General features: G+C 51.8%; 5 protein-coding genes, 3 tRNA genes, 2 rRNA genes and 1 pseudogene. 3 read left to right on the top strand and 8 right to left on the bottom strand.

Annotation, left to right across the window (positions count from 1 at the left end):
• Window positions 1-688, top strand: a pseudogene (locus BHAP_RS10855) (IS256 family transposase); the annotation flags it as partial.
• A 116-nt stretch (window positions 689-804) separates the two neighbouring features.
• Here the strand turns inward: BHAP_RS10855 and BHAP_RS10850 are convergent.
• From BHAP_RS10850 to BHAP_RS10825, 6 genes are all read right to left on the bottom strand, one after another.
• Window positions 805-878 (bottom strand) — tRNA-Arg (locus BHAP_RS10850).
• 46 nt (window positions 879-924) lie between these two features.
• Window positions 925-998: transfer RNA gene (locus BHAP_RS10845), tRNA-Arg, on the bottom strand.
• 34 nt (window positions 999-1,032) lie between these two features.
• A tRNA-Arg gene (locus tag BHAP_RS10840) sits at window positions 1,033-1,106 on the bottom strand.
• Window positions 1,107-1,194: 88 nt separating this feature from the next.
• The gene (gene clpX, locus BHAP_RS10835) at window positions 1,195-2,541 is read right to left on the bottom strand and encodes an ATP-dependent Clp protease ATP-binding subunit ClpX (RefSeq protein ID WP_094730683.1); all 1,347 of its coding nucleotides are present in this window, start codon (window positions 2,539-2,541) and stop codon (window positions 1,195-1,197) included.
• Window positions 2,542-2,652: 111 nt separating this feature from the next.
• Window positions 2,653-3,381, bottom strand: coding sequence for an ATP-dependent Clp protease proteolytic subunit (locus BHAP_RS10830; protein ID WP_094730682.1), 729 nt, complete (start codon window positions 3,379-3,381; stop codon window positions 2,653-2,655).
• A 2-nt stretch (window positions 3,382-3,383) separates the two neighbouring features.
• Window positions 3,384-3,971: an ATP-dependent Clp protease proteolytic subunit gene (locus BHAP_RS10825; RefSeq protein WP_169713222.1), complete on the bottom strand. Its 588-nt coding sequence runs from the start codon at window positions 3,969-3,971 to the stop codon at window positions 3,384-3,386.
• Window positions 3,972-4,176: 205 nt separating this feature from the next.
• Between BHAP_RS10825 and BHAP_RS11775 the strand changes: the two genes are divergently transcribed.
• Entirely contained in the window at window positions 4,177-4,626 is a 450-nt protein-coding gene (locus BHAP_RS11775; RefSeq protein WP_211279737.1) for a DUF2510 domain-containing protein, read from the top strand.
• 5 nt (window positions 4,627-4,631) lie between these two features.
• Window positions 4,632-5,144 carry a thioredoxin-dependent thiol peroxidase gene (gene bcp / locus BHAP_RS10815; RefSeq protein ID WP_094730680.1) on the top strand — a complete coding sequence of 171 codons (513 nt, stop codon included), beginning with the start codon at window positions 4,632-4,634 and terminating at the stop codon, window positions 5,142-5,144.
• A 208-nt stretch (window positions 5,145-5,352) separates the two neighbouring features.
• Here the strand turns inward: bcp and rrf are convergent.
• Window positions 5,353-5,469 (bottom strand): 5S ribosomal RNA (gene rrf / locus BHAP_RS10810).
• 183 nt (window positions 5,470-5,652) lie between these two features.
• A 23S ribosomal RNA gene (locus BHAP_RS10805) occupies window positions 5,653-5,983 on the bottom strand; the annotation flags it as partial.

The following is a 5,983-nucleotide window of genomic DNA, read 5'->3' as shown; positions in this document are numbered from 1 at the left end:
CGGCATCATGAAGGCCGCGAAGACCATGTGGCCCGACACCCGCATCCAACGCTGCCTGTTCCACGTGCAGGCCAACATATTCGGGCTCACCGGCATGAGGCCCCGGCTGGAGGCGGGCAGACAGCTCAGACGCATCGCCCTCGCCCTGCCGCGCGTCAGGGACGGCGCGGCCGCGGCCAGTTGGCTGGCCTCCTACAACCAGTGGGAGCAGGACTTCGCGGGTTTCCTCGACGAGAAAAGCGAATACGCCGACGGCAGCGTGAACGACATGCACCAAAGACTCGTCAAGGCCAAGCGCATGATCCGCGGACGCATCCGCGAGGGGCACCTGTTCACGTTCCTCGACGAGGACCTGACGGAGAACGGAACGATACCATCCACGAACAACCTCATCGAATCATGGAACGGACGAATCCGGGACATGCTGCGCCATCACCGCGGACTGCGCCTGATCCGGCAACTGAAGGCGATCTGCTGGTGGTGCCACCAGCACGCCGAACACCCCGAGACGGACGCATGGCTGGCGACGAACGCGATCACGGACGAACGGCTGGAGAGCCTCTACCAGAAGGCATGGGAGAACAGCCCGCAGGGCCGATACGAGACGTTCGGCATCCCCATGCACCACGGCACCGGCATCGACTGGAACGACTTCCACACCCGGGTCGAATGGCCATCCAACGACTAGACCACCAGACACACATTTTGGCCTATAACCCGCGTTTTCTGCCACTATCGAGAACTCCTGTAACCACAGCGAAATAAAGAACCCCTTGCATCCATGCGGAAACAAGGGGTATAGCGTGCGCCAGACAGGATTCGAACCTGCGACCTGCTGATCCGTAGTCAGCTGCTCTAATCCGCTGGGCTACTGGCGCATACCGATATTCGGTTATCTCATGCCACGAAACACTTCGCAGCTCGTGCGCCAGACAGGATTCGAACCTGCGACCTGCTGATCCGTAGTCAGCTGCTCTAATCCGCTGGGCTACTGGCGCAACACCACTCTTTATCCTCTTGTGGTTAGAGGTGTGCGCCAGACAGGATTCGAACCTGCGACCTGCTGATCCGTAGTCAGCTGCTCTAATCCGCTGGGCTACTGGCGCATGCTGCTCATTTTTGGCAACCCGTATAAACTACATCAAAGTAACTTAGATTGCAAATCGGCGTGTCGAGAATATGGTATCAAGACGTTCATGCCGCACGCCGATGTTGCATAGACGTCGCACGCTTCTCGCCTCGTACAAGTTTCGGCTCACTATCGCCGTTCACTGATGCTGCATCCACAATCACTTGCTCCACATTATCCATACTCGGCAAAGCGAACATAGTTGATTCTAACGTCTTCTCAATAATCGACCGCAGCCCACGAGCTCCAGTCCCCCGCGCAATCGCAGTCGTCGCAATCGCATGCACAGCATCTTCAGTAAAAACAAGATCTACGCCATCTGCAGCGAACATTTTGCGATACTGCTTCGTCAGTGCGTTTCGCGGTTCAACAAGAATACGAGCCAAATCCTGCTCAGTGAGATCATCCAATACGCTGACAACAGGTAGTCGACCAATAAATTCAGGCAATAAACCGAACTCAGCTAAATCATCAGCATTCACCTGTCGTAACAAATCGCAATCTGCTATCTCATGATCATGCCATGCAGTACCAAAACCGCTTTCTCGCGTTCCCAATCGGCGACCGATAATGTCAGTCAATCCAACAAACGCACCACCGCAGATAAATAAAATGTCACGCGTATCAATCTGTACCGTCTGCTGCTCTTTATGTTTACGCGTTCCTTCCACTGGCACAGACGCAATCGTACCTTCAAGAATCTTCAGTAACGCCTGCTGGACACCTTCTCCAGATACATCGCGCGTAATAGACGTGTTTTCACCGGATTTACGCGCAATCTTATCGATCTCATCAATGTAGACAATACCGTGGCGAGCACGTTCAATATCACCATCAGCAGCTTCAATAAGCCGCTGTAAAACGGTTTCCACATCGTCGCCAACATAGCCAGCTTCAGTAAGCGTCGTAGCATCGGTGATCACAAACGGCACATTCATAATCCCAGCCAACGATTGTGCAAGATATGTTTTACCAACACCAGTCGGGCCGAGCAACAGAATATTAGATTTTGTGACCTCAACATCGTCTAACGAATCAGTGCCGTGTCGAGATAAAGACGACTCATGGAAGGCAGCATTAGCGTTATCGAGACGACTCGCCGCTTCTCTCATCTCCATATTGACACGCTTGTAGTGGTTATATACCGCAACTGACAGCGTACGTTTAGCCGCCTGTTGCCCTACCACGAAAGTATCAAGATACGCGTTGATTTCAGCTGGTTTCGGAAGACCAAGCATAGTAGCGTCAACAGTATGTTTGCGCTCTTCAGAAATGATCTCAACGCATAGTTCAATGCATTCATCGCAGATCGCAGCTGAAGGACCTGCCACAAGTTTATGCACCTGATGTTCGCTTTTACCGCAGAACGTGCAGCGTGGCACATCCTCGTTGTAACTCACTACACGCCCCATGTCGCTCCCTTGTCGTCCACCGGTACGTTGGATAGCACGTTGACATGATGAAGGTGCCCTCTGCCTCAGCGGCTGAGGGCACCATCAGTGTCTTTGTGCGCTTTGTGTGCTTTATGCGCGATGTGCAAGCACCTCGTCAACAATGCCGTATTCCTTGGCCTCTTGAGCCGTCAGGAACGTGTCAACTTCAATATCCTTACGGATTTTCTCGATATCTTGACCAGTGTGCTGAGCAAGCGTCGTCTCAAGCCACGCACGCATGCGCAGCATTTCCTTAGCTTGAATCTCAATCTCTGTAGCCTTGCCGAAACCCTGATCAATAGCAGGCTGGTGAATGAGCACACGTGCGTTCGGCAGAATCAAACGCTTACCCTTCGCACCAGCAGCCAGCAGGATCGCAGCAGCTGAAGCTGCTTGACCGAGGCATACAGTCTGCACGTCAGGCTTGATGTATTGCATGGTGTCGTAGATCGCGGTCATAGCCGTCATCGAGCCGCCAGGCGAGTTGATATACATCATCACATCACGATTCGGGTCCATGCTTTCCAGCACCAGCAGCTGCGCCATAATATCGTCAGCCGAAGTGTCATCTACCTGCACGCCCATGAAAATGATGCGGTCCTCGAACAGCTTCGTGTACGGATCTTGTGTTTTCATACCATACGGAGTTTTCTCCGAGAACTGTGGCAGGATATAGCGATCCTGCGGCATAGCAGACTGTGCTGCAGCGCGACCAGCAAAGGCAGTCTCACGAGCCGCAGCTGGCATAAATCCGATCACGCCACGCGGTCCAGCCAAGCGGTCGGCACGCGCGACAAACTGTGCTTCTTCAGATGCCATGATCACTCTCCTTCCTTTGCGTTCATCGTGTCATGCGTGGACACGATCTTGTCCACAAAACCATAATCCAATGCTTCTTGAGCGGTGAACCAATGGTCATATTCGTTGTCACGATAAATTTCTTCAACCGTGTGGCCTGTCTGCTGAGCCGTAAGCTCCGCCAGAGTTTTCTTCATATCCATGATGAGCTCGGCATTGATACGCACATCAGTAGTGGTACCGCCGATACCACCAGACGGCTGATGCATGAGAACGCGAGCGTGCGATGTGAGGAATCGCTTACCCGGCGTGCCGGAACTCAATAGGAACTGACCCATTGAAGCACACATGCCAAGACCCACCGTCGCCACATCCGGTTCGATCAGCTGCATCGTGTCATAAATCGCCATGCCAGCAGTAATCGAACCGCCGGGCGAATTAATGTACAGCCAAATATCCTTCTTCGGATCTTCAGCCGCAAGCATCAACATCTGCGCGCAGATGCGATTAGCCATATCGTCCTTAACCTCTTCGCCCATCCAGATGATGCGGTCTTTGAGCAACCGGTTAAAAATCGGGTCCACGATGGATGGAGCGTCGCCATCGGCCATCATGGGTGAGGATGTCAGTAAACCTGCCACCTTATCTCCTTGACTCACAATACATTACGTCTAGCTACCTTACCCGTTCTCGCTGACTGCCGTTGGTTGTACCGTCTGTTTTTGGCTACCCGCATAGCAGTTTGCGCTATTTATTGTGGTTAGCGACTGTTAGAATGACTGACATTATTGATATTCACACGAAAAAGAGGTTGTTATGGCTCAGGTTCAAGCAGGATGGTATCCAGATCCATCTGGTGATCCAAATCAGTTGCGTTGGTGGGACGGCAATCAGTGGACTGATGCCACTATGCCCACTCCTAGTGCAGCTGCGCAGCAGCAACAACAGCAACAGAACGCTTATCAGCAGCCACAGTATGGCGCATACGGATATGCTCCACAGCCAACTTATACCGCTGACGGAACGTATTTCATGACAGAAACAGACCGCAACTTACGTCTCGCCGCGTTCGTACTCAACGTAATCGGATGCGTCGCATGGTGTTGGACCTTGATTGCACTGGCGTGGATGATTCCGATGACTATTCACAATTGGCGAATCTATAAAGGTGAGGCTGCTAACACAACAGCTTTTGGCGTATGCACGTTGATCTTTGCGAATCAGATTGCTGGTATTTTGCTATTAATTAGTCGCAAGGATGCGTGATCTTCATGACAGATTCTGACGTCGATCATGCTGCGGTACCTGTTCGGCTTGAGGTTGGTAGTCAGGCTCCTGATTTCATGTTGCCTGCTGCAATGCCGGATGGAACAGAAACACAGATTTCGCTCGCATCGTTACTTGCCGATGGACGCAAGGTTGTGTTGTACTTCTATCCTGCTGCAATGACACCGGGATGTACAACAGAAGCGTGCGATTTTCGTGATAATCTCGCGCGTCTGCATACGCTTGGATTTACTGTACTTGGTGTCTCAAAAGACCCGTTGACTAAGCTCTATCGATTCATCGAGCGTGATCATCTCAATTTCCCGCTGCTCTCCGATCCTGACTTGACCGTGCACAAACAATATGGCGCATATGGGGAAAAGAAACTGTACGGCAAAAAGCATATAGGCGTAATTCGTTCGACGTTCGCAATTGATACAAATGGTCAACTTACGCTCGCACGCTACAATGTACGAGCCAAAGGTCACGTAGATTCACTCCTGAAACAGCTGAGTTAGCACGCCTTTCACCGTTCCAGATGTTTTTCCTTGTCAGGCTATCGACCCGTATGAATACGAGTGGCGGATAATGCTCGCTGGTAGGGGTCTTAGTGAGTGTTTTCTGTCACGTGTTACGTGTAGTGGGTTTGGTTACCGGGTTATCGTGGTATGAGATATGGGAAAACCCGGGAGTGTATGCTCGACCGGGTTTTCCTATCAAATATTTAAGCGGCGGTGTGCTACTCTCCCACACCCTAGCGAGTGCAGTACCATTGCCGTGCCAGGTCTTAGCTTCCGGGTTCGGAATGTGACCGGGCGTTTCCCCTGGGCTATGACCGCCGCAAATCTCTAATTATTAACAGTCAAAAAGAATCATATTCCTTCTGCTGGCCTTGTGATGGTTTGGGGACCGGATAGTAGACGCGTAATATATTGTTGATTGTTTTGTGACTGTGAGTATTCCTTGAAGTCACCATGTTTGTAGCACAATTGGATGCTAGTCCAACCCAATCGTAATGGGTTGAATATAGTGATTGTTGTTCCCTGTTAGTACCGGTCAGCTCCACCCTTTACAGGGCTTCCACATCCGGCCTATCAACCACGTGTTCTTCATGGAGGGTTCAAACCAAATGGTTACGGAATCCTTATCTTGGAGCGGGCTTCCCGCTTAGATGCTTTCAGCGGTTATCCCTTCCGAACGTAGCTAACCAGCCATACCCCTGGCGGGATAACTGGCATACCAGAGGTTCGTCCACCCAGGTCCTCTCGTACTATGGGCAGGCCTCCTCAAGATTCCAACGAGCGCAGAGGATAGAGACCAAACTGTCTCACGACGTTCTGAACCCAGCTCGCGTGCC

This window comes from Bifidobacterium hapali (genome assembly GCF_002259755.1).
GTDB classification, from domain to species: Bacteria; Actinomycetota; Actinomycetes; order Actinomycetales; family Bifidobacteriaceae; genus Bifidobacterium; species Bifidobacterium hapali.
The sequence above is the reverse complement of the archived record's forward strand: the minus strand, read 5'-3'. Positions and strand labels throughout refer to the sequence as shown.

What these genes read in the sequence shown, in the direction of transcription:
- clpX (WP_094730683.1), bottom strand. Translation starts at nt 2,541, where the DNA reads ATGGGGCGTGTAGTGAGTTACAACGAGGATGTGCCACGCTGCACGTTC.
- BHAP_RS10830 (WP_094730682.1), bottom strand. Translation starts at nt 3,381, where the DNA reads ATGGCATCTGAAGAAGCACAGTTTGTCGCGCGTGCCGACCGCTTGGCT.
- BHAP_RS10825 (WP_169713222.1), bottom strand. Translation starts at nt 3,971, where the DNA reads ATGGCCGATGGCGACGCTCCATCCATCGTGGACCCGATTTTTAACCGG.
- BHAP_RS11775 (WP_211279737.1), top strand. Translation starts at nt 4,177, where the DNA reads ATGGCTCAGGTTCAAGCAGGATGGTATCCAGATCCATCTGGTGATCCA.
- bcp (WP_094730680.1), top strand. Translation starts at nt 4,632, where the DNA reads ATGACAGATTCTGACGTCGATCATGCTGCGGTACCTGTTCGGCTTGAG.